26 protein-coding genes are annotated in these 24,969 nt (G+C 67.8%); 9 read left to right on the forward strand and 17 right to left on the reverse strand.

What is annotated here, in order from left to right; all coding sequences use genetic code 11:
• The first annotated feature begins 10 nt into the window (after window positions 1-10).
• Both xseA and BM372_RS01085 read left to right on the forward strand, forming a co-directional pair.
• Window positions 11-1,294 carry an exodeoxyribonuclease VII large subunit gene (gene xseA / locus BM372_RS01080; RefSeq protein ID WP_090950695.1) on the forward strand — a complete coding sequence of 428 codons (1,284 nt, stop codon included), beginning with the start codon at window positions 11-13 and terminating at the stop codon, window positions 1,292-1,294.
• A gap of 78 nt (window positions 1,295-1,372) precedes the next feature.
• Complete coding sequence (locus tag BM372_RS01085) at window positions 1,373-1,603, forward strand: exodeoxyribonuclease VII small subunit (protein WP_090950698.1); 231 nt, start codon at window positions 1,373-1,375, stop codon at window positions 1,601-1,603.
• A 13-nt stretch (window positions 1,604-1,616) separates the two neighbouring features.
• Here the strand turns inward: BM372_RS01085 and BM372_RS01090 are convergent, their stop codons facing one another.
• From BM372_RS01090 to BM372_RS01130, 9 genes are all read right to left on the reverse strand, one after another.
• Entirely contained in the window at window positions 1,617-2,471 is an 855-nt protein-coding gene (locus tag BM372_RS01090) for a polyphosphate kinase 2 family protein (RefSeq protein ID WP_090950700.1), read from the reverse strand.
• 69 nt (window positions 2,472-2,540) lie between these two features.
• Window positions 2,541-3,761 carry a pyridoxal phosphate-dependent aminotransferase gene (locus BM372_RS01095; RefSeq protein WP_090950703.1) on the reverse strand — a complete coding sequence of 407 codons (1,221 nt, stop codon included), beginning with the start codon at window positions 3,759-3,761 and terminating at the stop codon, window positions 2,541-2,543.
• 113 nt (window positions 3,762-3,874) lie between these two features.
• Window positions 3,875-4,837: an ABC transporter substrate-binding protein gene (locus BM372_RS01100; RefSeq protein WP_090950705.1), complete on the reverse strand. Its 963-nt coding sequence runs from the start codon at window positions 4,835-4,837 to the stop codon at window positions 3,875-3,877.
• Entirely contained in the window at window positions 4,834-5,580 is a 747-nt protein-coding gene (locus BM372_RS01105) for an ABC transporter permease (RefSeq protein ID WP_090950709.1), read from the reverse strand. Before BM372_RS01105 ends, BM372_RS01100 begins: the two co-directional genes overlap by 4 nt.
• Complete coding sequence (locus BM372_RS01110; RefSeq protein WP_090950711.1) at window positions 5,577-6,341, reverse strand: ABC transporter permease; 765 nt, start codon at window positions 6,339-6,341, stop codon at window positions 5,577-5,579. Before BM372_RS01110 ends, BM372_RS01105 begins: the two co-directional genes overlap by 4 nt.
• A complete protein-coding gene (locus BM372_RS01115) occupies window positions 6,341-7,432 on the reverse strand; it encodes an ABC transporter ATP-binding protein (protein ID WP_090950714.1) in 1,092 nt (363 codons plus the stop codon). Before BM372_RS01115 ends, BM372_RS01110 begins: the two co-directional genes overlap by 1 nt.
• Window positions 7,433-7,653: 221 nt before the next feature.
• Window positions 7,654-8,760, reverse strand: a complete 1,107-nt coding sequence (gene rsgA, locus BM372_RS01120; RefSeq protein WP_256214049.1) for a ribosome small subunit-dependent GTPase A — start codon at window positions 8,758-8,760, stop codon at window positions 7,654-7,656.
• A 514-nt stretch (window positions 8,761-9,274) separates the two neighbouring features.
• Entirely contained in the window at window positions 9,275-9,730 is a 456-nt protein-coding gene (locus BM372_RS01125; RefSeq protein ID WP_090950719.1) for an NUDIX hydrolase, read from the reverse strand.
• A gap of 29 nt (window positions 9,731-9,759) precedes the next feature.
• A complete protein-coding gene (locus BM372_RS01130) occupies window positions 9,760-10,713 on the reverse strand; it encodes an N-acetylglucosamine kinase (RefSeq protein WP_090950722.1) in 954 nt (317 codons plus the stop codon).
• A gap of 36 nt (window positions 10,714-10,749) precedes the next feature.
• Here BM372_RS01130 and BM372_RS01135 point away from each other — a divergent pair, with 36 nt between their 5' ends.
• On the forward strand, window positions 10,750-11,793 hold the full coding sequence (locus BM372_RS01135) for a nitronate monooxygenase (protein WP_090950725.1): 1,044 nt from the start codon (window positions 10,750-10,752) through the stop codon (window positions 11,791-11,793).
• Between the two features lie 149 nt (window positions 11,794-11,942).
• Here BM372_RS01135 and BM372_RS01140 read toward each other — a convergent pair whose 3' ends face one another.
• Window positions 11,943-12,941: a LysR family transcriptional regulator gene (locus BM372_RS01140; RefSeq protein ID WP_090950727.1), complete on the reverse strand. Its 999-nt coding sequence runs from the start codon at window positions 12,939-12,941 to the stop codon at window positions 11,943-11,945.
• Between the two features lie 107 nt (window positions 12,942-13,048).
• Between BM372_RS01140 and BM372_RS01145 the strand changes: the two genes are divergently transcribed.
• Window positions 13,049-14,368: an MFS transporter gene (locus BM372_RS01145; protein ID WP_090952833.1), complete on the forward strand. Its 1,320-nt coding sequence runs from the start codon at window positions 13,049-13,051 to the stop codon at window positions 14,366-14,368.
• 54 nt (window positions 14,369-14,422) lie between these two features.
• Here the strand turns inward: BM372_RS01145 and BM372_RS01150 are convergent, their stop codons facing one another.
• Window positions 14,423-15,568 carry a trans-sulfuration enzyme family protein gene (locus BM372_RS01150; RefSeq protein WP_090950728.1) on the reverse strand — a complete coding sequence of 382 codons (1,146 nt, stop codon included), beginning with the start codon at window positions 15,566-15,568 and terminating at the stop codon, window positions 14,423-14,425.
• 151 nt (window positions 15,569-15,719) lie between these two features.
• Here BM372_RS01150 and BM372_RS01155 point away from each other — a divergent pair, with 151 nt between their 5' ends.
• Window positions 15,720-16,217 (forward strand): Lrp/AsnC family transcriptional regulator, encoded by a 498-nt coding sequence (locus BM372_RS01155; protein ID WP_090950731.1) that lies wholly within the window; start codon window positions 15,720-15,722, stop codon window positions 16,215-16,217.
• 14 nt (window positions 16,218-16,231) lie between these two features.
• Here BM372_RS01155 and BM372_RS01160 read toward each other — a convergent pair whose 3' ends face one another.
• Entirely contained in the window at window positions 16,232-17,473 is a 1,242-nt protein-coding gene (locus BM372_RS01160) for an MFS transporter (RefSeq protein ID WP_090950732.1), read from the reverse strand.
• 177 nt (window positions 17,474-17,650) lie between these two features.
• On the opposite strand from BM372_RS01160, the gene BM372_RS01165 reads away from it, so the two are divergent.
• Window positions 17,651-18,190 carry an Lrp/AsnC family transcriptional regulator gene (locus BM372_RS01165; RefSeq protein WP_090950736.1) on the forward strand — a complete coding sequence of 180 codons (540 nt, stop codon included), beginning with the start codon at window positions 17,651-17,653 and terminating at the stop codon, window positions 18,188-18,190.
• A gap of 7 nt (window positions 18,191-18,197) precedes the next feature.
• Window positions 18,198-19,193 (forward strand): magnesium/cobalt transporter CorA, encoded by a 996-nt coding sequence (corA, locus tag BM372_RS01170; RefSeq protein ID WP_090950738.1) that lies wholly within the window; start codon window positions 18,198-18,200, stop codon window positions 19,191-19,193.
• A 15-nt stretch (window positions 19,194-19,208) separates the two neighbouring features.
• Here the strand turns inward: corA and BM372_RS01175 are convergent, their stop codons facing one another.
• The 4 genes from BM372_RS01175 to BM372_RS01190 form a co-directional block, all read right to left on the reverse strand.
• Window positions 19,209-19,532: a hypothetical protein gene (locus BM372_RS01175; protein WP_090950740.1), complete on the reverse strand. Its 324-nt coding sequence runs from the start codon at window positions 19,530-19,532 to the stop codon at window positions 19,209-19,211.
• A 44-nt stretch (window positions 19,533-19,576) separates the two neighbouring features.
• Window positions 19,577-20,047 (reverse strand): GatB/YqeY domain-containing protein, encoded by a 471-nt coding sequence (locus tag BM372_RS01180; RefSeq protein ID WP_090950743.1) that lies wholly within the window; start codon window positions 20,045-20,047, stop codon window positions 19,577-19,579.
• 27 nt (window positions 20,048-20,074) lie between these two features.
• Complete coding sequence (locus BM372_RS01185) at window positions 20,075-21,121, reverse strand: NAD-dependent epimerase/dehydratase family protein (RefSeq protein ID WP_090950746.1); 1,047 nt, start codon at window positions 21,119-21,121, stop codon at window positions 20,075-20,077.
• 115 nt (window positions 21,122-21,236) lie between these two features.
• Window positions 21,237-21,503 carry a GlsB/YeaQ/YmgE family stress response membrane protein gene (locus BM372_RS01190; protein ID WP_090950749.1) on the reverse strand — a complete coding sequence of 89 codons (267 nt, stop codon included), beginning with the start codon at window positions 21,501-21,503 and terminating at the stop codon, window positions 21,237-21,239.
• A gap of 229 nt (window positions 21,504-21,732) precedes the next feature.
• Here BM372_RS01190 and BM372_RS01195 point away from each other — a divergent pair, with 229 nt between their 5' ends.
• Window positions 21,733-23,346, forward strand: a complete 1,614-nt coding sequence (locus tag BM372_RS01195) for a phospholipase D family protein (RefSeq protein ID WP_090950751.1) — start codon at window positions 21,733-21,735, stop codon at window positions 23,344-23,346.
• A 367-nt stretch (window positions 23,347-23,713) separates the two neighbouring features.
• Window positions 23,714-23,890 (forward strand): CsbD family protein, encoded by a 177-nt coding sequence (locus BM372_RS01200; protein WP_090950753.1) that lies wholly within the window; start codon window positions 23,714-23,716, stop codon window positions 23,888-23,890.
• A gap of 627 nt (window positions 23,891-24,517) precedes the next feature.
• On the opposite strand, the gene BM372_RS01205 is transcribed toward BM372_RS01200, so the two are convergent.
• A complete protein-coding gene (locus tag BM372_RS01205; RefSeq protein WP_090950756.1) occupies window positions 24,518-24,943 on the reverse strand; it encodes an acyl-CoA thioesterase in 426 nt (141 codons plus the stop codon).
• Between the last annotated feature and the right edge of the window lie 26 nt (window positions 24,944-24,969).

Raw genomic sequence — 24,969 nt, forward strand, 5'->3', positions numbered from 1 at the left:
GAGGCCACCCATGCCTGAGAACGCGGCAGCCACCACGCTTCCGGCGACCGCTGCTGAGACCAGCCCGGACAACCCCTGGCCGTTGCAGTTGCTGTCCCAGAAGCTCAAGATGCATATCGACCGCGCCCCCTCGGCGTGGGTCGAGGGACAGGTGATCGAGCTGAACCGGCGCGGCAGCAACGCCTACCTGACGCTGCGCGATATCGACGCCGAGATCTCGCTGCCCGGGTCGGTCTGGACCACGGTCCTGGACCGCCAGGTCGCCCCGCTGGAACGCGGCTCCCGGGTTGTGGCACTGATCAAGGCCGAATTCTGGCTCAAGACGGGCCGGCTGAACATGTCGGTGAAAGACATCCGGCCAGTCGGGCTCGGCGACCTCCTCGCCAGGATTGAGCGGCTGCGCCAGGCCCTCGCCGCCGAAGGGCTCTTTGCCGACTCCCGCAAGAAACGGCTCCCCCTGCTCCCCCACCGGATTGGCCTGATCACCGGACGTGATTCCGATGCCAAGAAAGATGTGCTGCGCAACGCGGCCCTTCGCTGGCCCGCCGTCGAATTCGAGATCCGCGAGGTAGCGGTCCAGGGCAACACCGCCGTCGCCCAGATGATCGCGGCGTTGCGTCAGCTCGACGCCCGCCCCGACGTCGACGTCATCGTCATCGCCCGCGGCGGAGGGTCCCTCGAGGACCTGCTGCCCTTCAGCAACGAGGAGCTCATCCGGGCCGTCGCGGACGCGTCAACGCCCGTGGTGAGCGCCATCGGGCACGAAGCCGACCGGCCGATCCTGGACGACGTCGCAGACCTCAGGGCCTCAACCCCCACGGACGCCGCGAAGCGGATCGTTCCGGACGTGGCCGAGGAACTCGCCCGGGTCCGGCAGGCGCGCGATCACCTCCGGCGCGGCGTCACCCGGCTCGTGGAACGCGAAGGCGACCGGCTGGCGTCCCTGCGCTCCCGCCCCGTCCTACTCTCCCCCGACGTCATGATCACCCAGCGCCACGACGACGTCGAACGGCTCAAGGTCCGCTCGCACTCGGCGGTCAGCACCGCCGTGGTGCGGGCCGCGGACCAGTTGGTCCACCTCAAGGCCCAGGTGCGGGCGCTCTCGCCGCAGAAAACACTCGACCGCGGCTATGCGGTGGTCCAGCTGGCGGGCTCAGCAGCCGGCCCGGGTGCACACCGGGACGTGGTGCGACACCCCGAGCAGGCACCCGCCGGCACCGACCTCACCGTACGGGTGGCCGGTGGCCGCTTCAGCGCACAGTCCACGGGCGGCCAGGAACTGGCCGAAGAATGACCTAGCCCAGCAGCCGGCACCATTACAACCATCAGCACCGTTACATCCATTAGCACCAGGACCTTCAAGGAGCCCCCCGTGGCAGCAGAACCGATTCCGAACGCCGACATCGAAGCACTGAGCTACGAGGACGCCCGCGAGCAGCTGGTGGGCGTGGTCAGCAAGCTGGAGGCCGGCGGCGCCAGCCTGGAGGAATCACTCGCCCTCTGGGAACGCGGCGAGGCGCTGGCCAAGCGCTGCGAACAGTGGCTGGAGGGCGCCCGCAAGAGGCTGGCCGCGGCCCGGGAGCACGCGGCCGAGGAGAGCTAGGCGCCCGGCCGGCTCAGGAGCGCTGCACGAGTTCGCGTTCCAAGTCGACGTCGAACTCCGGAACCGGCCATTGCAGTTCCATGCTTTCGAGGGCTTCCAGGAGCAGTTGCTGCACAGCGATGCGGGCAAACCACTTCCTGTTGGCCGGCACCACGTGCCACGGCGCGTGGTCGGTGTTGGTCTTGTCGATGGCTTTCTGGTAGGCGTCCATGTAGTCCGCCCAAAAGGCCCGTTCCTTCAGGTCGGTGCCGCTGTACTTCCACTGCTTGGCGGTGTCGTCTAGCCGGGCCAGGAGCCGTTCCTTCTGCTCGTCGCGGCTGATGTGCAGCATCACCTTGACGATCTTGGTCCCCGCCCCGGTCTGGCGGGCCTCAAACTCGTTGATGGCTTGGTACCGGCGCTCCAGTTCCTCGGGGCTGGCCCAGCGGTGGACGCGGTGAATCAGAACGTCCTCGTAGTGTGAGCGGTCGAAGACCCCCACCATCCCGGCGGCCGGCACTTCCTTCTCGATCCGCCACAAAAAGTCGTACGATTTCTCCTCTGGAGTGGGCGCCTTAAAGGACTTCATCTGGACACCGTGCGGATTCATGGCGCCCATGACATGCGTGACTATGCCGCCCTTGCCCGCGGTGTCCATGGCCTGCAGGATCAGCAGGAGCCGTTTGGTCCCGCCAAAACGGGACTCCGCGAAGAGCTTTTCCTGCAGCTGGGCGAGCTTGTCGTCCAGCTCCTCCAGCAGCTGTTCGCCGTCGAGCTTGTCTCCGTCGAAGCCGGGCGTCGATCCTGGGTCCAGCTGCTCCAGGCTGAAGCCCTTCCCGACCCTCAGGAGCTTCGAGGGATGGTCATCGAATGTCGCGGAGCTTGCCATCAATGCCTCTTTCCGGTCGTGCAGCCGTGGTCCGCGAGGCGAGGGCCTCGTTGCGCTGCTGACCGAAGCCTAGTTCCCCTTGTACCGGCTCAGGAAGTCCGCCATCCGGTTGATTGCTTCCTCGAGGTCCTTGACGTTGGGCAGCGTCACCATCCGGAAGTGGTCCGGCCGGACCCAGTTGAACGCCCGGCCGTGGGAGAGGAGGATTTTTTGCTCGCGGAGCAAGTCCAGGACGAATTTTTCGTCGTCACGGATGTGGTAAACCTCGGGATCCAGCCGCGGGAACAGGTACATGGCACCGCGGGCCTGCTGGGTGCTGACGCCCGGGATGGCGTTGAGCATGTCGTAGGCCTTGTTCCGTTGCTCGAGCAGGCGTCCGCCGGGAAGGATCAGATCATTGATGCTTTGATAGCCGCCGAGGGCAGTCTGGATGGCGTGCTGGGCCGGAACATTGGCGCACAGGCGCATGTTGGCGAGCAGGTTGATGCCCTCGAGGTAGTCCGCGGCGTCCTTCTTGGGCCCCGAGATGGCCATCCAGCCGGCCCGGAATCCGCAGACCCGGTAGGCCTTGGAAAGCCCGCTGAAGGTCAGGCACAGGACGTCGTCGCCGGTGAGCGAGGCGAGGTTTACGTGCACCGCGTCTTCGTAAAGGATCTTCTCGTAGATTTCATCGGCGAACAGCACGAGGCCGTGCTTCTCGGCGAGGGCGACGATCTTCTTCAGCGTCGCCTCCGGATACACCGCACCGGTCGGGTTGTTCGGATTGATCACCACGATGCCCTTGGTGCGCGGGGTGATCTTCGCTTCCATGTCCTCAAGGTCCGGCTGCCAGCCGGACTCCTCGTCACAGAGGTAGTGCACGGGTTTGCCGCTGGCCAGGGCAACCGAGGCAGTCCACAGCGGGTAGTCCGGGGTGGGGATCAGGACTTCGTCGCCGTCGTCGAGCAGTGCCATAAGCGACATCGTGATCAGCTCACTGACGCCGTTGCCCAGGTAGATGTCATCGACGTGGATGTTCTGGATTCCGCGGGTCTGGTAGTACTGCGAGACGGCCGTGCGGGCAGAGAAGATACCGCGGGAGTCGCTGTAGCCCTGGGCATGCGGCAGATGGCGGATCATGTCCACCAGGATCGCGTCCGGCGCTTCAAACCCGAAAGGGGCCGGGTTTCCGATGTTCAGTTTGAGGATGCGGTGACCCTCCGCCTCCATCTGCTGGGCGGCCTGAAGAATCGGTCCACGGATGTCGTAAAGGACATTATGAAGCTTGGTGGACTGCTTGAATTCTGCCATTCATCAAATATGCCATATGAAGGATGTTCTTCCGTTGAGACATGGCTCACAGCCTGCTCCTCAGCATCCAGGACGCCGGCGGCCGGGCTGCTGGCCCGGCCGCCGGCCCGCGGCTACTGCTTGAGAAGACCCTTCTCCTTCAGCCACGCGTCAGCTGCATCTTTCGGGTTCTGCTTCTGGCTGCCGCTGACGGCACGGTTGAGGTTGATGAGGTCTTCCGTGGTGAGGACCTTGGACACGGCGTTGAGGGCTTCCTTCGCCTTGTCCGTCATCTTGCCCGTGTTGTAGAGCGGCAGGACCTGCTGGGCGATGAAGTTATTCTTCGGGTCCTCCAGCACCACGAGGTCGTTGTCCGGGATGGACGGGGTGGTGGTGTAGATGTCCGCCACCTGGACCTGGTCCGAGAGCAGCGCCTTGAGCGTGACGGCGCCGCCGCCGTCGCTGAACGGTTCAAGTTTCTTCGGCACACAGTTGTAGTTCTTCTCGAGCCCGGGCAGCCCGTAGGCGCGTTCGGCAAAGGTCGCCGGGGCGCCGATTACCATCTCGCCGCAGACCTTCGCCATGTCTTCGATCGACTTCAGCTGGTACTTTTCGGCCGTGGCCTTGGTGACCACCATGGCGTCCTTGTCCTCGGCCTTGGAAGCGTCCAACACGGCAAGGCCCTGCGGGAGCTTGGTCGGGAGCGCCTTGGCGATATCGTCGGCGGAGACCTCGGTAGCGTCCTTGTTCACGTACAGCAGCAGGTTGCCGCTGTAGTCGGGAACGACGTCCACCGATCCGTCCTGGACTGCCTTGAAGTAGACCTCGCGGGAGCCGATGTTCGGCTTGGTGCTGGCCGTGACTCCCGCACCGTTCAGGGCGCCGGCGTAGACCTCGGCCAGGATCTGGCTCTCGGGGAAGTCGGCGGAGCCGATCACCAGAGAGCCTCCGGAAGCTGCGGCGCCGCTGCTGGCGGGGGCCGAGCTGAGCGGGTTGGATGAGCCCCCGCAGGCGGACAGGGCCATGGCCAGGCCGACGCCGGCGGCCAGGCCACCGAATGCGCGCCGGCCCAGGGCTCGTTGGCGGGATTCCTTCATGACGTACCTCCTTGAACGGCAGTCTCCGTGTAGACGGAGTCTGTGAGATCAACCGCAGCCTGCTGGCGGCGGTTCGACTGGGCAGAGGCGCCCCGTGACAGGAACAGCCTCTGGATAAGGGCAAGCACAAGGTCGACGGCGATGGCCAGAGCCGCGATCAGCAGGGAGCCGCCGAGCATCTGCGGGAAGTCGGACAGCACCAGGCCGTCGAACAGGTAGCGGCCCAGGCCGCCCAGGTTGATGTATGCCACCACCGAGACCGTGGCGATCACCTGCAGTACCCCGGTCCGGAAACCCCCGTACATGACCGGTAACGAGTTGGGGAATTCCGCGCGGAACAGCACCTGCCATTCGGTCATGCCCATGGCGCGGGCGGCGTCCACGACGTTCCTGTCGACGCTGGCGATCCCGGCGTAGGTGCCGGCGAGCAGAGGCGGGACCGTCAGGATCACGAGGGCCCAGATCGGCGGCATCAGGCCGATGCCGGCGATCAGCACGAACAGGGTGAGCAGGCCGAGGGTGGGCAGGGCCCGCAGGGCGCCGGCGAGTGCCACGACGGCCACCCGCCCGCGGCCGGTGTGGCCCACGTATAGTCCGACCGGAATGGCGATCGCCATGGCGATCAGCATGACGAGTCCGGTGTACGCCAGGTGCTCGACGATCCGCACCGGGATGCCGCTGCTGCCGCTCCAGTTTTCGGGATCTGCGAGCCAGGCGAAGGTGTCCGTGACAACGTTGCTCATGCGGCGCCCCCTGCCTTGGCCCCGGAGGGGAACCCGGCGGCGCCCTGCGCACCGGACGCTGCGTCACCGGACACCCCGAGACCGGAGACCTCGTCACCGGCACCGGGCTTCGCGGTCCCGGCCGGTCGGGACGCCCGAGTCCACGGCGTCAGCAGCCGTTCCAGCAGCACCAGGACGGCGTCCATGAAGAGCGCGAGGATCAGGATCGCGATGATGCCCACCACTACTTCAGTGACGAAGTCCCGCTGCAGGCCCGAAGTGAACAGCATCCCGAGGTTCCCGATCCCGAGCAGGGCCGCGACGCTGACCAGCGAGATGTTGCTGACGGAGACCACCCGCAGCCCGGCGAACATCACCGGCAGAGACAGCGGCAGGTCAATCTGGACGAACCTCGCCAACGGTTTGAAGCCCATGGCGACGGCTGCCTGGCGGAGGTCCTCGTCCACCGAATCGAATGCGTCCAGGGCTGCGCGGACCAGCAGCGCCACAGCGTAAATGGTCAGGGCGATCACCACGTTGACGGGATCCAGGATGCGTGTTCCGAGGACGGTCGGCAGGATGATGAAGAGCGCCAGCGAGGGGATCGTATACAGCAGCGAGGACCCGGTGAGCACCACGGAGCGCCGGCCACGGCTCTGCCGGGCAAACTGGGCCAGCGGGATTGCGATCAGCAGGCCCAGGATCATCGGCACGACGGCGAGGACAAGATGCTGGCCGGCGAGCGTGAAGACCTGCTCGCGGTTGGCCAGGAACCATTCCATCAGAGCCCCCCGTGCCGGACGCTGCGGTCCGATTCGATCACGGCGAAGACCTCGGCCGCGGCAATAACACCGGCCGCCCGGCCCTCGTCATCGACGGCGACGCCGAGGCCCGACGGGGAGGACAGGGCCGCGTCCAGGGCCCGGCGGAGTGTGTCCCCCTTGCGGAAGAGGGAGCCACCGGGAACGATCTGCGCACCCGCACCCGGCCCGGCCCAGCCCAGCGGGCGCAGCGCCCCGTCGACCACCAGCTGCCACCCGTCGGTGCTGCCCTCCTGCCGGAGCTGTTCGCGCGTGACCGTGGGGACGGGGTGGATGGTGACGCCGTCGGAGGGGCTGAAGGCCAGATGCCGGAACCCGCGGTCGCGGCCCACGAAGGACGCGACGAAATCGCTCGCCGGGGCCCGCAGAATTTCCTGCGGGGCGGCGTACTGCGCCAGCTTCCCGCCGACGGCGAACACGGCCACTTTGTCGCCCAGGACGGTGGCCTCGTCAATGTCATGGGTGACAAAGACAATCGTCTTGGCCAGGTCATGCTGGAGCCGGAGCAGCTCCTTTTGGAGTTCGTCGCGGACCACGGGGTCCACGGCGCTGAAGGGCTCGTCCATCAGCAGCACGGGCGGATCGGCCGCAAGCGCCCGGGCCACGCCGACGCGCTGCTGCTGTCCGCCGGAAAGCTGGGACGGGTAACGCTTGCCGAGGGAGGATGCCAGCCCGACGACGTCGAGCAGTTCCTGCGCGCGCTTGCGGGCATCCGCCTTGGACGCGCCGTTGAGCCGGGGCACGGTGGCGATGTTGTCCAGCACGGAGCGGTGCGGCATCAAACCGGACGACTGCATGACGTAGCCCATGGACCGCCGCAGCTGCGCCGCCGGCACCGAGGTGACGTCGGCTCCGCCCACGGTGATGGTGCCGGACGTGGGCTCGACCATACGGTTGATCATCCGCAGGGAGGTGGTCTTTCCGCAGCCGGAGGGTCCCACGAAGACTGTGATGGCGCCCTTGTCGATGGACATGGTCAGCCCGTCAACGGCGGCCTGACCGCCTTGGTACTGCTTCGTGACGTTTTGGAACTCGATCATGGCTTCGGCCATTTCCGGGCTTACCTAACTGTTGGCGGCAACATCGGTGGGACCGGCCCACTGTTCATCAGTGTGCTGGCCATAAAGCAGTTAGCACATAGACTAACCAGCGCCTTGGACAATGTCAGCGGCGCCGTGGCTCCCGTAAGGCTTCGGAAACACAACGATTTCGGATGGGCGGGCGCCGGAACGGCTTCCGCCGCCCGCCCGGACAGTTGCGAGCCGCGCCAGCTTCAGCGGGGCCTCCCCCGGCCGTTCCCGCCGCCGCGGTCGCCCTTGCCGCGACGGTTCCCCTTGCCGCGTTCTTGTGCGTTTTCGTGGCTGTCCCGCTCGGCTGAGCGCTGGCTCTTTCCCTCCACCGCGATTTTTTGGTGCCACTCGCGCTGGTAGGCCCGCCGCGCGGCAGCGTCATGGCGGCGGGCCAGGGCGGCGAGTTCGCGCTGCAGCTTCAGGTAGCTGGCCCAGCGGCGCTCCTCGAGGGCGCCGTCGGCGAGCGCGGCTTGGACGGCGCAGCCGGGTTCGCGGTTGTGCGCGCAGTCCGAGAAGCGGCACTTCCCGAAGAGCTCCTCGAGGTCGCCGAACACCTCCTCCATGCCGTCCTCGGCGTCGAAGATCCCGAAGCCCCGCACTCCGGGCGTGTCCATCAGGACGGCGCCGCCGGGCAGCGGCACGAGCTCGCGGGAGGTGGTGGTGTGCCGCCCCTTGCCGTCGCCGGCGCGCACGGCCCCGGTCTCCTGGGCGGCAACGCCGGCCAGGGCGTTGATGAGTGTGGATTTGCCGGCGCCTGACGGACCCAGCAGCACCAGGGTGCCGCCGGTCGGCACGTGCCCCAGCAGTTCGTCGAGGCCGTCGCCATGCTCTGCCGAGGTGGTGACGACGGCGACGCCGGCCGCCTGGCGCACGACCGTCCCCACGACGTCATCCGCGATGTCCGCGAGGTCGGCCTTGGTGATGATCACCAGCGGGGTGGCGCCCGAATCCCACGCTGCGACGAGCGTCCGTTCCAGCCGGTTGTGCGTCAGCGGCCGGTCCACCGGAACGACGACGCCGACCACGTCCACGTTGGCGCCGAGCACCTGCGCCTCGGAGGACGCTTCGAAGGCACGTTTGCGGCTCAGCTCGGACTGGCGCGGCAGGATGCCCGCGATGGCGGGCTCCCCCGCTGCGTTCCGGCCCACCCAGACCCAGTCGCCGGTGGCGGGAAGCTCCCCGCCGCGGGGGTAGGGCAGGTGGGCGGAGCCGTCGGCGTCGGCCACCAGGACCAGGGTGCGGTCCACCCGGATGACGCGCCCCGGGCGGTGGCCTTCCGGCACGGGGCGGGCCGCGAACCGCTCCGCGATCTCTGCGGTGTAGCCGTAGCGGACAGGACCCGCGGCGGTGTCGCCGCAGTTGTCGTTGTTGCGCGCGGGACCGGATCCGCGGGACGGGGCGGGACCGGATGAAGGGGTGTTAGGTGAAGTGGTAACAGGTGAAGTGGTATCAAAGGCGCCGTGGGCGCCCGAGGATGCAGCATGAATGGTCAACGGAAACCCTTTGATGGGGCCCCGCGGTGCGGCGCGTGCGTGTGTGCTGGCTTGCGCTGGGAGGCTAGGCCGCGCTGCGGGACGGGGCAGGAGTAATGACATGGCTGGTATCGGTGCGCTGCGCGCTTAGAAATATCGCATTCATTGCTTCCACCTCCCGTCATTTTCCGGCTGAGTTTTCCGGCTCTGCTGGGCCTGCTCTGTTTAGCCCTGCTCTGTTTGGCCACGCTCTGTTTGGCCACGCTCTGTTTGCCCCGGTCAGGGGTTGGACTGCGGGCTGGACCCCGCAGTTTCTACAGGATAGCCAAGGGGCTGGCGTCTGGCTAGGGAATTATCCGGACAGCTTTCCGTTCAGCGGCCTCTCGCGGTACAGGCGCAGTCCGGCGTCCACCAAGGAGACCCGGTTCAGGTCCGCGACCTCCTCCAGCGGGATCCAGGCCGCGTGTGTGGTGCTCCCGTTGATCTCATGGCGCAGGTCCCCGCCGGTGATGGTCGCCTCGTAGACCAGCCGCAGCGACTGGAAGTCCCGCTCGCCGCCGTCGAGCCGGACCTCGGCGGGCCAGTGCCCGACGTCGATCCCCAACATGGGGCCGATCTCGGCGTCGTAGCCGGTTTCCTCGTGGATCTCCCGGCGGCACCCGTCCACCGGGTGTTCGGCCAGGTCCAGGCCGCCGCCGGGCAGCGTCCAGCCTTCACGTCCGTCCTGCTTCCAGTAAGCCAGGAGGATCTCGGCGCCGCGGATGATGACGGCGTAGGCGGCGGGCCGGGTGTCGAATCGCATGTTCATCCCTTCAGCGTAGTAGCCGGATTCCCGGGCTACTCCTGATCGGCCACCAGCTGGAGCACACCGAACACGGGTTCCTGCTGCAGGACCCGGACGTCGGTGATACCGGCCGCGGCCAGTGCCGCGCGGAAAGACTCCTGCAGCCGCACCACGTTCATGCCGAGGCCGCTCCCCAGGATAACCGGGCCCTGGATGCCGAGCTGGCGCACGGCCTGCTCGGCCAGGGCAGCAAGGTCTCGCCCGGCCTGGTCCACGAGGGCCCGGCTCGGTGCGTGGCCGGCGTCCGCGGCCTCCACCACGAGCCGCGCCTGCTGGGCCCAGAAGCGGCGTCCCGTCCCGGGTGAGTGGAACAGCGCGATCAGTTTGTTGGGGTGGTCCACGCCGCAGGATGCCAGGAGGGCGGTGGTGAGGTGGTCCGGCTCGAGTCCCTGGTTCATCCGCCGCAGGCTGTGCCGGACGGCTTCCCGGCCCAGCCAGTAGCCACTGCCTTCGTCGCCTAGCAAGTAGCCCCATCCTCCGGCCCGGGCTTCCTCACCGCGGGCGTTCCTGCCCCACGCAGCCGAGCCGGTGCCAGCGATCACGGCGACGCCGGTGCTGGCCCCGCCGGCAGCGAGCAGGAGCCGGGAGTCGTGGACCACGGTGATGCGGGCGCCGGGCACGTGCGGGGCAATCAGCGCGGCGAGCGCCGCGGCGTCGTCATCGGTATCGATGCCGCCGGCTCCGGCATAGACCTGGGCGACGTCTCCCCCGCCGATCCGGCCGAAGAGCTCGGCCAGGTTGCGGACCGCCTCCTCGGGGCTGACGTTCTGGACGTTGGAGCTGCCCACCGATTCGTCAGCCACAGGGGCGCCGTCCTCGAACCGGACACCCCGGGTCTTGGTGCCGCCGATGTCCAGCCCGATCACAGCACCCGTCGTCGCATGGGCGGATGGCGTGGTGGAAGATGGAACGGAGTCCGCCGCCGGCGGGAAGTCAGTGTTAGTCACTGAAACAGGTTACTGAATGGCTGCGAGGAGCCCGCCATGTCCCACGATCTTTTCGGCACACCCGTCATCGCGGCACCCATGGCCGGAGGCACCTCCACCCCGGCCTTTGTCGAGGCCGTACACCGCGCCGGCGGCCTCGGCTTCCTGGCGGCCGGGTACAAGAGCGTGGCGGCCATGCAGGCGGAAATCCGCACCGTCCGGGAGTCCGGCGCCCGCTTCGGGATGAATGTGTTCATCCCGGATCCGGCCCAGCTGCGGCCGTCCGCGGCGCTGTTGGCCGAGCTCGAGGACTACCGGCTGCAGCTGCTGGCCGATGCCCGGCGGTACGGTGTGGAGCTCCCGCCGTTGCGGGTCGATGACGACGACGAGTGGCAGGGAAAGATCGATGCCCTGTTGGCGGAGCCCGTGGAGCTGGTCAGTTTCGTCTTCGGGCTACCCGGCGCGGACGTCGCCCGCGCTCTGCAGCGGGCGGGCTCGGCGGTGCTTGCCACGGTTACCAGCACTGCCGAGGCCGTACAGGCAGCAGAGCAGGGCGTGGACGCCCTGGTGGTGCAGCACACGAGCGCCGGAGCACACAGTGCGGCGTTCCTTCCGGCGTCCGGGGCACAGCCAGTCGGGACGACGGCGGAGCTGCTCGCGGAGCTGCTCGCGGAGGTGCGGTCCGCCGTCGACCTGCCGCTGGTGGCCGCGGGCGGCATCATGGACGCGGCCGGGCTCGACGCGGTGCTGCGCGCCGGGGCTGCAGCAGCCCAGCTCGGCACCGCCTTCCTCCGCACGGACGAAAGCGGTGCCAGGCAGCTGCACAAGGATGCCCTGGCGGATCCGCATTTCACCCAGACCCGGCTGACACGCGCCTTCACCGGCCGGCGGGCCCGGGCCCTGGAGAACGAATTCGTCCGCGACCACCCCGAGGCGCCGGAGGCCTACCCGGCGATCCACCACCTGACGGCTCCCCTCCGCGCCGCGGCCGCCGCAGCCGGCGACCCGGAGCGCCTGAACCTGTGGGCAGGCTCGGGTTGGCGGCTGGCGCAGGCCGGACCCGTCGCAGGCGTCGTGCACGGGCTGCTCGCCGGCCGTTGACCGGCGCTGCCTGCCGCGGCGAGCAGCCCGCTGCAGGATCCCGAGTTCGCCGGAAACGTGCGAAACCGCCGTCTCCTTCCGGCGATCTCGCACGCTTCGGGCGACTTCGACGACCTTGGCGCACCCTTCCGGCGACTTCGCGGCCCGGCTCAGCCTCCCGAGCGTTCGCGTACGAAGCCCGCCAGCAGGGACGGCCCGTCACGCAGCACGAGTTCGCGGAACAGCCGGACTGGATCCGGTTCTGCATCGGCCGTGCTGCGGCGTTCCCGCCACGCGAGGCCGATCTCGCGGAAGGCCAAGGCCGAATCCAGCGGAATCTCCACCCACCCCGGCCCGCCGTCATCGGATCCGGTGCCGTCCGAGGGCAGGTGGCGTCCCGGGGCGGAGCCGCCGGGCGGCAGGATGCTGACGCCGAGCCCGGCCGAGACGAGGCCGCGGGCGGTGTGTGAGTCCTGGCTCTCGAAGGCAATCCGGGGCCGGAATCCTGCCTCCCGGAACAACGCGTCGGTCAGCGAGCGCATCCCGTACCCGGGACCCATCGCCACGAACGGCTCGTGCCGGATGTCGGCCACCCGGGCCCGGAGCCGGCCAGCCAAGGGATGCCGGTGATGCACCACGAGCCGGAGCGGTTCCCGGTACAGTGCCGCCGAGCCGATGGCCCGGCCCGCAGTGGCGACGGGCGCCGTGAGCGCCAGGTCGGCGGAACCGGCGGCCAGTTCCGCCAGGCAGCCGTCCCGGGCGCCCTGGCTGAGGTCAAAGGCAGTCTGCAGATGCCGGCTCCGGAACGCACTGATGAGCAGCGGCAGCATCGCCTCACCGAACGTGTGCTGGAACGAGATCGCGATCCGGCCACGAACCACTTCCGACTCGTGCCGGACAATGTCCAGCCCGGTCTGGAATTCGCCCAGGGCGGCATCAATATGCGGCAGTAGCGCCTTCGCCGCGGGCGTCAGCCGTACCCCCCGGCCGTCCCGGACCACAAGGTCCGTCCCCACGATGGCGCTGGCCCGGGCAATCGCCCGGCTCACCGTTGACTGCGGCAGGCCCAAGACCTCGGCTGTCTCGGTGATGTGCTCCGTGCGCCCGAGTTCGGCCAACAGCGGCAGAAGGGGCAGCAACTGCACCAGCTGTTTGTGTTCAACGTCCATCTGGCCCTCCCTCGGGCACTGCGGCAGCGGGATCGATCCATATTTGCTATCTATTCTATGGAAAACATGCATTGGAAGCATTCCTCCGCCGGTTCTACCCTGAAAACATGCCACGATTGCCCTCGGCCCCCGCCGCCAGCCCCAGCCAGGCGGCGAACCCGGCCCAGCCCGCCGCCTGGGCCGGCCATCCCAAGGGGTCCAAGGCGTACCGCAGGATTCTCGCCGGGCTCGCCTTCGCAGGCGTCGCAACCTTCGCCCAGCTCTACTCCACGCAGGCAGTACTTCCTCTCCTCGCGGCGGACCTCCAGGTTTCGGCCGCCGAGGCCGCGCTGACGATCTCGCTGGCGACCGTGGGACTGGCCGTGACGGTCCTCCCGTGGTCCTTCCTGGCCGACCGGATCGGCCGGGTCCGGGCGATGATGTGGGGCATTTCCGCGGCCACCATCCTTGGCCTGGCGGTCCCCCTGGCCTCCAGCTTCGCCATGCTGCTGTGCCTGCGCATGCTTGAAGGAATGGCCCTGGGCGGCATCCCGGCCATCGCGATCGCGTACCTCAACGAAGAGGTCAACAAGGCCCACGCCGCCCTCGCCGCCGGAAGCTACGTCGCCGGCACCACTTTGGGCGGCCTAGCAGGCAGGCTGGTCGCCGGACCCGCCGGCGAACTGTGGGGATGGCGGGCCGCTGCCCTGGCTGTCTCCGTCCTGGCCACCGCCGCGGCGGTCCTGTTCCTCGTACTCATACCGCGGGCACAGGGGTTCTCGGCTGAGGCGGCCGGCGGCTTCCGCGGCGCACTGCGGACACTCGCCGGCCATACCCGCAATCCCCGGCTGCTGGCCCTGTACGTCCAGGCATTCCTGCTTATGGGCGGCTTCGTGGCCGTGTACAACTACCTCGGATTCCGGCTCTCCGGGCGGCCTTTCAGCCTGCCGGCCACGGCGATCAGCCTGATCTTTCTGGCCTACCTCTCCGGAACAGTCTCGGCCCGCTGGGCCGCGGGGCTGACTATGCGGTTCGGTCGGCGCAATGTCCTGATCGCCGGCACGGCACTGATGGCGGTCGGCCTGGCCCTGACACTCACCCAGCTGCTGGTCCCGATCCTGCTCGGACTGCTGGTGTTCACCGGCGGCTTCTTCGCGGCCCACAGCATCGGTTCCGGCTGGACCGGCGTCATCGCCTCGACCGGCCGGGCGCAGGCCGCCTCGCTGTACAACCTCGCCTATTACCTCGGCTCCAGCGTGCTCGGCTGGGCCGGCGGCTTGGTCTTCCAGGGGCTCGGCTGGACCGCCCGGGCCCTGTCGGTCATCGGGCTGGCCGGCGCGACGGCGGTGATCACCGCCGTCGCGCATCCGAGGTCGACGCCTGGCACGGGAACCACGGCAGCCGGAACCACCCCGGCCGACGGCGGCAGGTCCGCCGTCTCCGGCTAGACGTCGCCGCGCCGCAGGAACCAGAGTCCGCCAGAACCAGCGCCCCGCCGCGGGCTACCGGGTGGCCTCCAGCGCCTGTAGGAGATCCTCGATGATGTCGGCCGGTTCCTCCAGGCCGACCGAGACCCGCAGCAGGCTCGCATGCGGCTTGGCCCCGGCTTCGACCGGCCGGTGCGTTAGACCGGCCGGGTGCTGGATGAGAGTGTCAATGCCTCCGAGGGAGACGGCGTGGGTGATCATGCCGACGGCGGCCGGGACCCGTTCCGCGTGGCCTGCGCTCGCAAGCTCGAAGGCCAGGAGCGACCCCGGCCCGGACATCTGCGTGCCGATGACGCCCCCGGGGTCGCACTCGGCCAGTCCCGGGTAGTAGACCCGCTGCACAAGTCCGTGCCCGGCCAAGGCCACCGCGACCTTCTCGGCGCTGGCCTGCTGGGCGCGGACCCGGACCGGAAGCGTCGCCAGCCCGCGGTGGAGAAGGTAGGCCGGCCACGGGGTGAGAATGCCACCGGTCACGGCCCGGATCTGGCGCAGCCGCCGCGCCCATTCTGGGCCCGTAGCCACCACGCCGCCCATGGCGTCGCCGTGGCCGCCCAGGAACTTCGTGGCGCTGTGCAGCACCATCGCGGCACCGTGCTTGAAGGGCTGCTGCAGCACCGGGCTGGCGAACGTGTTGTCCACCAGGAGCGGCACGCCGTCTGCAGCGGCGGTGATCTCGGTGATGTCGACGAGTTCCAGGGTCGGGTTGGCCGGCGTCTCCAGGATCAGCAGGCCCGTGTCCGGCCGGAGGGCCGCCCGCACACCCTCCGGCGTCGTAAAGGTGACGTCGTTGCCGAGGACTCCCGAGGCGAGCAGATAGTCGCTGCCGCCGTAGAGGGGCCGCACTGCCACGACGTGCTTCTTGCCCGCCGCCACCACCGCGAGGAGCACCGCGCTGAGGGCTGCCATGCCGGTGGCAAAGGCCACTGACTCGGGGGTCCCTTCCAGGACGGCGAGGCCCGACTCAAAGCGCGCGACCGTGGGGTTCCACAGCCGCTGGTAGACAGTGCTTTGCCCCTCCATATGCGAGCCGCCGGTGGCCATGTGCTCATAGGCCAGGCCGCCGTCGTGCACCGAGGGAAGCGGTGCCGTGGTGGAAAGATCGATCGGCACCGCGTGGACGCCGAGTTGCGTCAGCCCGTCCCTGCCGGCGTGGACCGCCATTGAATCTTGAGAGAGCACCTTTACTCCTTACGAATATTCACCGTTGAATCCCGTAAGCATTGGACAATAATTCGAGTATTTGTAGGGGTTGCGAATGGAAGCGTTGGATTCAGCCGTTTATGATGAACAGACAATACTTTGAGGAGGATCCGTGAACAGCAGCGCGAAGAATGTTCGGCCAGGAGCCAGTGAGCCGCTGGACGCGATCGACGAGCGCCTGCTCGCTGCCCTGGTCGCGGATGCCCGCATCTCGAACAAGCAGCTGGCAGAACTGGTGGGGATCGCGCCGTCGACGGCGTTGATGCGCACCCGGGCACTGTCCGAGCGCGGCATCATCGAGGGCTTCGAGGCCAATCTGAGCCTGTCCGCGATCGGACGATCGGTCCAGGCGCTCATTGCCGTCCGGCTCCGCGCCCACGACCGCGAGCAGATTGACCGCTTCACCGCCCGGGTCCCGAAGCTGCCGGCGGTGCTCTCGACCTTCCACACGTCCGGATCGGTGGACTACCTGCTGCATATCGCAGTCGCCACCACCGAGGACCTAAGGGACTGGGTACTGGACAACCTGGCCACCGACCCCGTGGTGGGCCACACGGAAACGACGCTGGTCTTCGACCACATCCAGGGCAACCACGGCCCGCTGCCCTAGGGCGTGCTGGCCTGCTAAACGCTCCGGCGCAGTGCGCCCCGCAGCGTGATGGCCGCCAAGGTAAGCGCGGCGGCAGCGCACACCATGACGAAGCCGGCGACGGCGGCCTGCAGCCCGACCAGCCCGGCCGCCAGCCCCAGCCCGATCACGGGTATGGCACTGCCGAGGTACGTAATGACGTAGACGGTGCTGATGACCTGGGCGTGCCGGGCAGCCTCCACCTTGCCGGCGACGTCGTTGAAGACCGTCCGGAAGGCCATCCCCTGCCCCACCCCGGCAGCAACGCTGGCGAAAATCAACAGCCACGGGCTGCTCCAGGCGGCAGCAGCGGCGATCAGCAGGACCGAGACGCCCAGCACGGCCAGGCCTGCGGGCACGGCAAAGCGTCCCCGGACGGCCAGCAGTTGGCTCAGGGCCGAGGAGCCCAGCGTCAGCCCGGCCAGCAGCCCGATCAAGGGCCGCGAGTCCGCGTGGACAATCTGGGCAAAATAGCCCGGTGCGAGGGAGAGGCAAAAGCCAAAGACGGTGAAGCTCAGGAAGCCCACGGAAGAAGCCAGCCAGAAGGCGCCACGGGCGTCGCTGGAGACCGAAGGCCGCCGCGGCGCCAGGACGCGCAGCGGCTGCGGGCCGGCATGCAGGCTGATGGCGGGCCGCGCCTTGAGCAGGTAGAGCGGCACCAGCACAGCCGCGAGGACCAGAGAGTGCACGTAGTACGGCGTCGACGTCGGGCCGGGCAGGAGCGAAAGGACGCCGCCGATCACAGGGCCGGCGGCAACTCCCCCGGCGGAGGCGAGCAGGGTGAACCGGGAGGCCCATTCCGGCCGGCTGGGCAGGAGTTCGCGCAGGGCGGCAGAACTCGCGCCGGTGGCGAGCGCCACGGCGACGCCCTGCAGAGCCCTGCCGGCGGCAAGCGCCACGAGGCTGTCCGCCGTGGCGAAGACAAAGCCGCCGGCCAGGCCCACGAGGACGGCCAGCACCAGGGCCGCCCGGCGTCCGATATGGTCCGACCAGTGGCCCGCCAGGACAAGGGTGGCCACGAGCGCCAGAACGTACGCCGAGAACGCCACCGTCACGTCGAGAGGCGTTATTCCCAGCTTTGCCTGCAGCAGGGGATACAGCGGCGTCGCAAGGTTCGCACCGACGAGCAGCGTGAAGATCACGACTCCGGCCATCACGAGCCGCGCGGTGGTGGATGCATCCCAGCCCCAGCGGTCAGCTGTGGCCGGTCGCATGCGGAGTTCACTGAAGACTGTCATGTCCGTGCCCTTGCAAGGTGTCGGGCCGCAGGCCTTCCCTGTGGGGAACACCGCTGCGGACCGGTCGAAAATTGGTACCTACAGAATGCGGTATTTGTGGGCGGGACGGCTAAGTTCTCTGCCAAAATTGAGCAAAACAGTCATTCTCAGGCTGTTGGAGTGAACCGGAGTGATGATTTGAACAACGTGGACCCCACCGACCTGAAAATCCTGCTGGAGCTGATCCGGGATCCGCGGATCCAGATCGGCGAGCTCAGTGACGCGCTGGGCATCGCCCGGAACACGGCACAGACGCGCGTGCGGCGCATGCTGCGCTCGGGCATACTGCACGACGGCGGCCGTGAGATCGATCTGGAAGCGGTGGGCTACGACGTCGTCGCCTTCGTGACGATCGAGGTCAGCCACCGCGAGCTCGACGGCGTGGTGGGCGCCCTGCGGCTGATCGCCCAGGTCCTGGAGGTCCATGAGATCTCGGGCCGCGGGGATGTCTGGTGCCGCCTTGTGGCGACCGACACCCACAACCTCCAGGCGGCCCTCCGGTCGATCCTCCGGATCAAGGGCGTCATCCGCACCGAAACCGTCCTGGCCCTGCACACGCACATCCCGTACCGGGCCGAGCCGCTCATCAGCAGGCTCGCCCAGGGCAGCGCACTGTCCCCCGGCCGGCCCGCGTCGCGCCGTGCCGGTTCCGCCGATCGCCAGGGCGACACTGGATAATGACCCGGTGACTATCATCGACAACGCCGTATACGTTGAAGGCGTCCGGAGCGCCGAGCCCGAAAGCCTGGAGCAGACATTTGAGTCCCTGACCGAGCAAGGCGGCATGGCCTGGATCGGCCTCTACCGCCCCACGGAGGAGGAAATGGCGGCGGTGGCCGCGGAGTTCGGCCTGCACGGCCTCGCCGTGGAGGACGCGATCTCCGCCCATCAGCGCCCCAAGCTCGAACGCTACGACGACAACCTCTTCACCGTGCTCCGGCCCGCCCGGTACCTGGACGAATCAGAGTCGGTGGAGTTCGGTGAGCTGCACATCTTCACCGGCCGGAATTTCGTGGTGACTGTCCGGCACGCCGAGTCGGCCGTCGTCGGCCAGGTCCGACGCCGGCTGGAGCGCCGCCCGGACCTGCTGCGTCACGGCCCGGAGGCGGTCCTCTACGCCCTCATGGACCAGGTGGTGGATGACTACCTCCCCGTAGTCGGCGGGCTGGAGAACGATATCGATGAGATTGAGGACCAGCTCTTCAGCGGCGACCCGAAGGTCTCGCGACGGATTTACGAGCTCGCCCGGGAGGTCATCCAGTTCCAGCGGGCCATCCATCCACTGCCGGAGATGATCGAGCAGCTCCGCCGGGGGTTCGAGAAGTACCGGGTGGATAAGGAACTGCAGCATTACCTGCGCGACGTCGAGGACCACGTGGAGCGTCTGATCTCCCGCGCCGACTCCTTCCGCGACATCCTCCAGAATGCCCTCACCCTCGACGGAACGCTGACAGCCAACCGGCAGAACGAGGCGAGCGCGGAGCAGAATGAGCAGGTCAAGAAGATCTCGTCGTGGGCCGCGATCTTCTTCGCACCGACCTTCGTCGCCGGCCTGTACGGCATGAACTTCGACCAGATGCCGGAACTGCACTGGGCGCTGGGCTATCCGATGGCCATTGGGCTCATGGCCGGCTCCGCGGCGCTCATGTACGCGATTTTCAAGCGCAAGGGCTGGCTCTAGCCTGTTCCCGGGTTGTCAGCGGGGGGTGCGGCGGTTCCGTGCCTGCGCAAGCAGCCACATGAACGCAAGGATGAATACCGACTCCACCACCGCCAGGAATCCGAGCATCAGCCATTGCCCCTCGGCGGCGAACACGACGGCGCCGGTGAGAACCAAGACTGTGCCGAGGACCAGGGCGTAGACGGCAAAGCCGGCGGCCACCCTTGCACTGCGCACGCCCGTGCGGAAGCCGAAGCCCTGCGGCTCCCCTCCGGGGTATCCGGCCACGCGGTCCGGTGCGGCGGGCTTGAGCCTGTCGAATTCGTCCCACGGGTCCCGGTCCTGGTCCTGTGCGGTCATGCTCCCATTATCCCGCGTTTCCGGCCCGGATGCCCGGATTCACGTCAGCCCAGGCCGAGCCGCTGCCTCACGAGTTCGCTAACCGCCTTGCCGTCGAAGCGTCCAGCGACCCTGGCGGTGACGGGCTTCATCACGGACCCCAACTGGCGGGGGCCGAGCTCGACGCCGTCGGCCTTCAGACCGGCGATAACCTCATCGACAATGGCCTCGACCTCGGCCGAGGTGAGGGCCTTGGGCAGGTACTCCTCAATGACCTCGGCCTCGGCAATTTCCGCGGCTGAGCGCTGGTCCTGCCCCGCCTCGGCGTAGATGCGGGCAGTGTCGCGGCGTTTCGCGGCCTCCTTTTGCAGGAGGGCCGTCACCTGGGTGTCGTCCAGGACGACCGGCGTCTTGCCTGATTTTTCGCGGGTTTCAATCTCCCCCAGGACATTGCGCACCGTGGTCAGGGCAACTTTGTTGCCGTCCTTCATATGGCTCACGACGTCGGCGTGGAGCCGCTCCTTCAGGGTGGTCATGATTCTCCTCTGTGGCAGGCGCCCGGGTCAGCCGGACAGCAGCCGGCGCCGGGGCCGCAGGACGGGTGAGGCCGGTACACCGGTGCCGGCAGCAAGGGCATCCAACACTTCACCGATGGCGTCCAGCGATGTCCGCTCCGGCGCCCAGCCGAGGGCCTCCCGGGCTCGCGACGTGTCCATGACGGGCGCGGCCGCCGCCATGTTCACCCACCCGGAATCGGCAGCGAGCAGCCGCAGCCGCCATGCTGCACCCGCCCCCGCGCGGAGCAGGGCGAGAGGCAATGGGAAGAGGCGGCGCGCCCGAAGCACTCCCGCGAGGATCTCCGGAGTGATGACGGGCTCGGCCGCAACGTTGAATGCTCCGCCGGCCCCGAGCCTCAGCACGCGCCAATAGGCGTCGGCGACGTCGTCGGCGTGTACCGCCTGGAAGACGAGTTCGCGCGGGATCGGAACCAGCGGCAGGAACGGCAGGCGTGCGAGCGCTTTCGGGATGCGGGGCCCCAGAAAGTATCGACCGATTTCCGCGCCCGCGTCCGCCTGAAAAATCAGCCCCGGACGCAGCCTGGAGACCGTGACGTCAGGGTTAGCGCCGGCGAAGCGGTCAAGGAGACGCTCTTGCTCGGCCTTGTGGCGGCTGTAGTGCGCATCCTGGATACCTTCTGCCGGCCAGGCCTCTTTTGTCCGGACCCGCTTGTCGGCCGGACTGTACGCACCGACCGAGGACGCGCAAACCACGTGCCCCACTCCCGCGCTTCCTGCCGCGTCCAGGACGTTGGCGGTCCCGGTCACGTTGGTCCTGTACAGAGCGGCAAGGTCATGGTTGGGCTGGATCTGCCATGCCAGATGGACCACGGCATCGACGCCGGCGAATGCGCGCTCGAGATCGGTTCCGCCGGGCTGGCCGACGTCCGCTTCATGCCATCGGACGCCAGCGTAGGGCGCCTGCGAGGGATCGGGGGCCCGCCGGCTTATGCCGACCACGTCCAGGGCCCCACCTTCGGTGTGGGCACGGTGAAGTCGGCGCAGCAACGCTGTGCCGACATTTCCGCTGGCTCCGGTGATCGCTATCCGCACGAGACACCCCTAAACTCGGGCCTGCCCGGCCTTTGCGGTGTTGACCGGACGTCCGGGCCTGTGGCAAAGGCATGCCCTGCGGGTCCAGAACCCGCAGGGCCCCGCCCCGGCAGGCTCAGACCCGGCTACGGCGGCCGGCAATTGCCCCGTAGATCAGCAGCACAACGATGGAGCCGAGAATGGCGAGCAGCCACGTCCTGAGGTCGAAGAAATCGCCCAGGCCGCCGCCGAAGATCAGCGAGCCAATCCATCCGCCGAGTATCGCTCCGACAACACCCAGGACGAGCGTAATGACCCAGCCTCCGCCTTGCCTGCCTGGGAGGATAGCTTTAGCAATGGCCCCTGCAACGAGCCCAAGCACGATCCAACCGAGGATCCCCATGACTTCACTCCTTTCGCCGAGCGATGCCGGGATTGGCCGCCCGTACTGGTGAGTTAATCAGCACGCTTATTTATTTTCAAGCACTTTTTGGTTAAGCCTGTGTAAAGGCCAGAGTATCGGCAGTACCGGTTGGCCCCAACCCGGTCGGTGATATTAGTCAGCACGGTCGTAGGCTATTTTGGAGACCGGACACTAGCGGCCTGGCCTGTGGCCCCGAAAGGAGCATCGAGTGGACAGTGATGCTGCTGCGTGGTTCCTGAGCCGGGCAGAGCAGGGGAATCTGGCCACAGACGTGCATGCGGACAGTGCCGGGTCGCCGTCGTGGTCGGAGGGCAACCTCGTGCGGCCGCTGATTCATGGGTCGACCTACTTCGCCCGACTTCATGAGGAGCTGACCGCTCTGCAGGCGGGAGACCGTGTGTGGTTCACCGACTGGCGCGGCGACGCCGACGAGCGGCTGCTGGCGGACGGACCGTCGATCGGCGATCTGCTCGCGGGGTTGGCCCGCGCGGGAGTGGAGGTGCGGAGCCTTGTCTGGCGATCCCACGGCGAGCGCGTGTCGGCCCCGATCAGCGGCCGCTCCAACGAGCTCCTGGGTCGTGAAATCAACGAAGCCGGCGGAGAGGTGCTGCTGGATCAGCGGGTACGCGTGTTCGGCTCCCATCACCAGAAAATGTTCGTGATCCGCCATCGTGACGACCCGTCGCGGGACGTCGCGTTCGTTGGCGGGCTCGACCTTTCCCACAGCCGCCGAGACGATGCCGATCACGCCGGTGACCCGCAGGCGGTGACCATGGATTCCCGGTACGGGAAACGACCCCCCTGGCACGACGCCGCCCTCGAACTGCGGGGTCCCGTGGTGGCGGATGTGCTGGCAGTGTTCGCGGAACGGTGGAATGACCCCCATCCCTTGGACCGGCGCACCCCCTACCGGATGCTGCTGCAGCGTCTGGCCCGTATGCCCCGGCACCCCGAACCGCTCCCGGCTACAGCTCCGCCACCACCACCGGCGGGACCTCACGCCGTGCAACTGCTGCGCACCTACGGTGTTAAGCGTCCCCCGTTCCCGTTCGCACCCGACGGGGAACGCAGCATTGCCCGCGCCTACGCGAAAGCCTTCGCCCGTGCCCGTTCGCTGATCTACATTGAGGACCAGTACCTGTGGTCGACAGAGGTCGCAGCCGGAATTGCGGCGGCCCTCGAACGGAACCCCGACTTGAACGTGATCGTCGTCGTGCCCCGCTACCCTGACTCCGACGGCCTTCTCGGAGGCCCGCCTAAGCGGATCGCGCAACAGCGTGCCATCAGGACGCTGCGCCAGGTTGCGCCCGACAGGGTAGGCGTCTTCGACCTGGAGAACCGCACCGGAACTCCGATCTACGTCCACGCCAAGATCTGCATCATCGACGACACCTGGTTCACCTGCGGCTCAGACAACTTCAACCGCCGATCCTGGACCACCGACAGCGAGCTCACCTGCGCCGTCGTCGACACCACTGCCGATAACCGGCAACCGCCCGGCGGGGACACCGGCCCCGACGCTTCCCGGCCGCTAGCCTACAGGCTCCGGCTCCAACTCTGGGCCGAACATCTGGGCTTGGACCAGAACGATCCTCAACTCCATGGCCCGGGGGCTGGGCTCGAACTTTGGAACACCGCCGCCGACGCCCTCGACCACTGGCACGAAACTGGCCACCGCTCGCCCCGCCCCATCGGGCACGTGCGACACCACACTCCAGAACCCGTGCCGCCCCTCCAACGTCTCTGGGCGGATCCGATCATCCGCCTTGTCATGGACCCGGACGGCCGCCCCCGCCAGCTGCGCGGCACCACCCAGTTCTAGGCAGGCAACCATGGTGCCGGGAGGGCCGCTGTTTCTCTCCCCTGCGGCGGCACCTCGTACTCGCCGGGCACACTGCCCAGCGCGGTGAGCTGCTGCTCACGGACCCGGGACGCCCGGCCGGCGGAGCCTCAGGTGAGCTGGAACTCGCACCAGCGCGGGTAATGGTTCGAGCTCCGCCAGGACACCTCGCTGCGCGTCAAGCCGGGGAAGACTTCCACGCAAGCAGATGCGCGACGGTACCCGGGCAGCAGGCGCACCGGGCTGTATCCGCCGGCGTGGACATGCCCAACTTGAAATCCTGATCATAAGCATGCTTAGGATGGGGTATGGCCGGATCGAACGGCCGCCAACCAGAGGAGGAAACACCATGGGACTAGGCGACAAGATCAATAACGCTGCCGAGAAGGCAGGCGGAAAAGGCAAGGAAGCTGCCGGGAACGCCACGGGCGATGACAGCCTGAAGGCCGAAGGTCAGGCTGACCAGGCCAAGGGCGATTTGAAGCAGGCCGGTGAGAAGGTCAAGGACGCCTTCAAAAAGGACTGACCCGGACGCAAGCGAAGGGCGCACCACTGACCCAGTGGTGCGCCCTTCGTCGTACCCGGGCGTTTAGGTCCCCGGAGCGGGTGTTTTTCGCCCGGTGACGCTGTGAGGAATAGGACCGACGCCGGGCCCCTGAGCTATGGCCGAGGATTAAAGCTGCCGGCCCCGGCGGTCCCAGTCTGCTCGGCGGGCCTCCTCCTCCTCGGCCACGGGAAGCGCTTCCCTCCTAGACTGGTGCTGTGACCGGCTCGGCGTTGTGGGCCACGCGGCGCACGGACAGAACTGCCTACAGTTCGACAGGTGCTGAACGCCGCGCCTTAGCGGCCTCGTTTGCCGGCTTGCCGCGCCGAAGGCGCGCCGCCATAGCGAAGATTACGACGCATGCGACCGGAATGGCCAGAGCGTCGGGCGCCAAGGGGCTGAAGTTTCTGACGACCCAGGTGATGGCCAAACCCACCGGAATTGCCGCGGCAATTCTCGGCCATAACCTCCAGCCGTTCACGGTCCGTCGGTGCCTTGGGGTGCCCATGCCCAGAGCATAGGTGCGCATGCGCGCCGCGAGGAAGAGGCATTGCTGCGACCCCGGCGCCGATTTGCCCGCCAGCCGGCTGAATTCATGACCCGAAGCGCTCAGAAGGCTTCTTTTTCGAAGAACAGTGCCGTGACGTCGGCCGGCCAGTCCGTCGCGCGACTCGTTTCCTTGTCGACGTGGGCAACGGTCATGAGGCAGCGCGACACGTTCGTTCCGCCGGAATCAACCATGGCGCACTCGATAAGCGCATCGGGACCGCGGAACTCGCGCACGAACGACGTGATGGTGATCTCCTGATCGCCCCGAACAGGCCGCAGAAAGTCGATCTCCATCCTCCGTACCCAGACCATGAACGGCAATGTGCCCAGGGTCTCCAGATCCCAACCGACATAGTCCCGCAGGCCCTCCATCCGGTGATCTGCGTAATAGGTCGCGTATTCCCCCGTGCTCACATGGTTGTAGGGGTCGAGCTCGGAGAACTTGACCCGGTGCGTGCTCTTGTAAACGATCGGTACCTTCGCCATTCAGCGCCTTTTCGCTTGCCCCAATA

Origin of the sequence: Arthrobacter sp. ov118 (assembly GCF_900116495.1) — a bacterium.
Lineage (GTDB): Bacteria > Actinomycetota > Actinomycetes > Actinomycetales > Micrococcaceae > Arthrobacter.

Coding starts and splice junctions, on each gene's coding strand:
- BM372_RS01160 (WP_090950732.1), bottom strand. CDS start 17,473: ATGACAGTCTTCAGTGAACTCCGCATGCGACCGGCCACAGCTGACCGC.
- BM372_RS01115 (WP_090950714.1), bottom strand. CDS start 7,432: ATGGCCGAAGCCATGATCGAGTTCCAAAACGTCACGAAGCAGTACCAA.
- BM372_RS01145 (WP_090952833.1), top strand. CDS start 13,049: ATGCCACGATTGCCCTCGGCCCCCGCCGCCAGCCCCAGCCAGGCGGCG.
- BM372_RS01090 (WP_090950700.1), bottom strand. CDS start 2,471: ATGGCAAGCTCCGCGACATTCGATGACCATCCCTCGAAGCTCCTGAGG.
- BM372_RS01175 (WP_090950740.1), bottom strand. CDS start 19,532: ATGACCGCACAGGACCAGGACCGGGACCCGTGGGACGAATTCGACAGG.
- BM372_RS01100 (WP_090950705.1), bottom strand. CDS start 4,837: ATGAAGGAATCCCGCCAACGAGCCCTGGGCCGGCGCGCATTCGGTGGC.
- BM372_RS01190 (WP_090950749.1), bottom strand. CDS start 21,503: ATGGGGATCCTCGGTTGGATCGTGCTTGGGCTCGTTGCAGGGGCCATT.
- xseA (WP_090950695.1), top strand. CDS start 11: ATGCCTGAGAACGCGGCAGCCACCACGCTTCCGGCGACCGCTGCTGAG.
- BM372_RS01205 (WP_090950756.1), bottom strand. CDS start 24,943: ATGGCGAAGGTACCGATCGTTTACAAGAGCACGCACCGGGTCAAGTTC.
- BM372_RS01110 (WP_090950711.1), bottom strand. CDS start 6,341: ATGGAATGGTTCCTGGCCAACCGCGAGCAGGTCTTCACGCTCGCCGGC.
- BM372_RS01140 (WP_090950727.1), bottom strand. CDS start 12,941: ATGGACGTTGAACACAAACAGCTGGTGCAGTTGCTGCCCCTTCTGCCG.
- BM372_RS01200 (WP_090950753.1), top strand. CDS start 23,714: ATGGGACTAGGCGACAAGATCAATAACGCTGCCGAGAAGGCAGGCGGA.
- BM372_RS01180 (WP_090950743.1), bottom strand. CDS start 20,047: ATGACCACCCTGAAGGAGCGGCTCCACGCCGACGTCGTGAGCCATATG.
- BM372_RS01125 (WP_090950719.1), bottom strand. CDS start 9,730: ATGAACATGCGATTCGACACCCGGCCCGCCGCCTACGCCGTCATCATC.
- BM372_RS01105 (WP_090950709.1), bottom strand. CDS start 5,580: ATGAGCAACGTTGTCACGGACACCTTCGCCTGGCTCGCAGATCCCGAA.
- BM372_RS01095 (WP_090950703.1), bottom strand. CDS start 3,761: ATGGCAGAATTCAAGCAGTCCACCAAGCTTCATAATGTCCTTTACGAC.
- BM372_RS01150 (WP_090950728.1), bottom strand. CDS start 15,568: ATGGCGGTCCACGCCGGCAGGGACGGGCTGACGCAACTCGGCGTCCAC.
- BM372_RS01135 (WP_090950725.1), top strand. CDS start 10,750: ATGTCCCACGATCTTTTCGGCACACCCGTCATCGCGGCACCCATGGCC.